Origin of the sequence: Agrococcus sp. HG114, from assembly GCF_024723325.1 — a bacterium.
In the GTDB taxonomy this organism is placed as follows: Bacteria; Actinomycetota; Actinomycetes; order Actinomycetales; family Microbacteriaceae; genus Agrococcus.
This window is the reverse complement of sequence record NZ_JANQCH010000188.1, coordinates 1-2520: the sequence shown is the minus strand read 5'-3', so window position 1 is coordinate 2520 and position 2520 is coordinate 1. Positions and strand designations below refer to the sequence as shown.

Sequence of the window (2520 nt, the reverse complement as noted above, 5' to 3'; positions counted from 1 at the left end):
GTAGTGCCCCCGTGGGACGGCCGCTCGCGTGCAGGTTCTCGGCGGTACGCCTCGTGGCGCGAGCGCCCCTGCTGGCAGCCCGCGACCGCGCGCATCCAGGAGCGCGGCGACGCCGAGGCGCCGCGCCGCGGCGCCCGGCACCGGTCTACGCGTGCGCCGCCTGCTGCGCGAAGAGGGTCGCGTAGGTGCCGCCCGCGTCGAGCAGCTCGTCGTGCGTGCCCTGCTCGACGATGCGCCCGCCGTCGATGACGAAGATGACGTCGGCGTGCCGGATCGTCGAGAGCCGATGGGCGATCGCGAGGGTCGTGCGGCCGCGCGCGGCCACGTCGAGCGCGGCCTGCACGACGCGCTCGGAGACGGTGTCGAGCGCGCTCGTCGCCTCGTCGAGCACGAGCACCTCCGGGTCCTTCAGCAGCACGCGCGCGATCGCGATGCGCTGCTTCTCGCCGCCCGAGAGCCGGTAGCCGCGCTCGCCGACGATCGTGTCGTAGCCGTCCGGGAACCGGTGGATCGTGTCGTGGATGCTCGCGGCGCGCGTGGCCGCGTCGAGCTCCTCGTCGGTCGCGTCGGGCTTCGCGTAGCGCAGGTTCTCGGCGATGGATGCGTGGAAGAGGTACGGCTCCTGGCTCACGATGCCGATGTGCTCGGTGAGCGCCGCGGGGTCGAGCTCGCGCACGTCGGTGCCGGCGAAGCGCACCGCTCCCCCGGTGACCTCGTGGAAGCGCGGGAGCAGGTAGCCGATCGTCGTCTTGCCCGCGCCGGAGGGGCCCACGAACGCCGCGAACGTGCCGGGCTCGAGGCGGAAGGAGATGCCGTCGAGCGTGTTCGGCTCGTCTGCCTTCGCGTCCGGGTAGCGGAAGCGCACGTCGTCGAACTCGACCTCGCCGAGGCGGGCCGGCTCGAGCGGCCTCGGCGCCGCGGGCGGCTCGATGGCCGGCTGGAGGTCGAGGTACTCGAAGATGCGGGCGAACAGCGCCCCCGAGGTCTGCAGGTCGAGCCCGACGCGCAGCAGCCCCATGAGCGGCATGAGCAGCCGCGCCTGCACGGTCGTGAACGCGACGAGCGTGCCGGCGGTGATGCCCGTGTCGCCGCCCACGATGAGGTAGCCGGCGAGCACGTAGACGACCGCGGGCAGCACCGAGATGAAGATCGACACGAGCGCGAAGAACGTCTGGCCGCTCATCGTGAGCCGCACCTGCAGCCCGACCTGGCGGTCGTTCTCGGCCTCGTAGCGGCGCGACTCGTCGCTCTGCCTGCCGAACGCCTTCGCGAGCAGGATGCCCGAGACCGACAGCGCCTCCTGCGTGATGGCGGTCATCTCGCTGAGCGACTCCTGCGTCTGCGTCGCGATGCGCGCGCGCACCTGCCCGACGCGCCGCTGCAGCAGCACGAGCACGGGCGTGAGCAGCACCGCGAGGATCGTCAGCTGCCACGACAGGATGAGCATCGCGACGAGGCTCGCGATCACGGTGACGGTGTTGCCGACGACCGACGAGACGGTGTTCGACAGCACGTTCGCGACCCCGCCGACGTCGTTCTGCAGCCGCGACTGGATGACCCCGGTCTTCGTGCGCGTGAAGAACGCGAGCTCCATGCGCTGCAGCTTCTCGAACAGCGACACGCGCAGCTGGCCCATCACCCGGTTGCCGACCTTCGAGGTGATGAGCGTCTGCCAGATGCCGAGCAGGTTCGACGCGACCCACAGCGCGACCATCGTGAGCACGAGCGTCCACAGCAGCTGCAGGTCGGGGCCGCCCTCGGGCGGGAAGAGCGCCTCGTCGAACACCCGCTGGGTCAGCAGCGGCGGGAACACCGCGATCGTCGCGACGATGAGCACGAGCGCGATCGTGAGGGCGATCTGCGCGCGGTGCGGCGCGAAGAGGCGCAGGATGCGCCGGCCCAGGTCGGGCACGCGGGGCGCGCTCGCGTTGGCGGCGCGCTGGGCCGACTCGTCGCGCATGGCGACGCGACCGCCCCGACCGCCCATGCCCATGCTCATGGCTTCACGCTAGCCGCTCGCACCCCGCGCGCCCGCCACGCCGGCTCGGGCGCCGTTCACCCGCGCGACACCTTGCCGCGGCACGCTCAGGGCATGACGGATGCGCCGGCCCGCTGGGCGACATGGGGGCTGCTGGGCGCGTGGGCGCTCCACGACCTCGAGGAGGGGCTCACGATGCCCGGCTGGACCGCGCGCGTCGCCGACGGCCTCGACCGGCGCGGCCTCGCCGCGGTCGGCCGGGTCGTGCGGCGCTCGCCCGCGGAGGTGTGGACGGCGATCGGGCTCGTGGGGCTGCCGTTCGCGGCGGCGGCGGCGGAGGGCGCGCGGACGCGCGGGCGGAGCGCGCTGTTCCAGGGCGCGCTGCTCGGCTACGGGCTGCACGCGATCACGCACGTGGGCTCGGCGGTCGTTGGGCGCGCCTACACGCCGGGGCTCGCGACGACCCCGGTGCTCGTGGCGGGCTTCTCGATCGCGGCGGCGGGGGAGCTGCTGCGGCTGTCTCTTATACAAAACTCCGAGAC

Annotated in this window: 2 protein-coding genes; one reads left to right on the top strand and one right to left on the bottom strand. The window is 73.2% G+C overall.

Annotation, left to right across the window (positions count from 1 at the left end; translation table 11 throughout):
- Positions 1-145 precede the first annotated feature (145 nt).
- The gene (locus NWP09_RS12400) at positions 146-1993 is read right to left on the bottom strand and encodes an ABC transporter ATP-binding protein (protein ID WP_258275808.1); all 1848 of its coding nucleotides are present in this window, start codon (positions 1991-1993) and stop codon (positions 146-148) included.
- Positions 1994-2092: 99 nt separating this feature from the next.
- Here NWP09_RS12400 and NWP09_RS12395 point away from each other — a divergent pair.
- The coding region (locus NWP09_RS12395; RefSeq protein ID WP_258275807.1) for an HXXEE domain-containing protein at positions 2093-2520 on the top strand (428 nt) is incomplete at its 3' end.

Bases quoted from the DNA above. Each gene is read 5' to 3' on its own strand.
- NWP09_RS12400 (WP_258275808.1), bottom strand. From the start codon at position 1,993: ATGGGCATGGGCGGTCGGGGCGGTCGCGTCGCCATGCGCGACGAGTCG.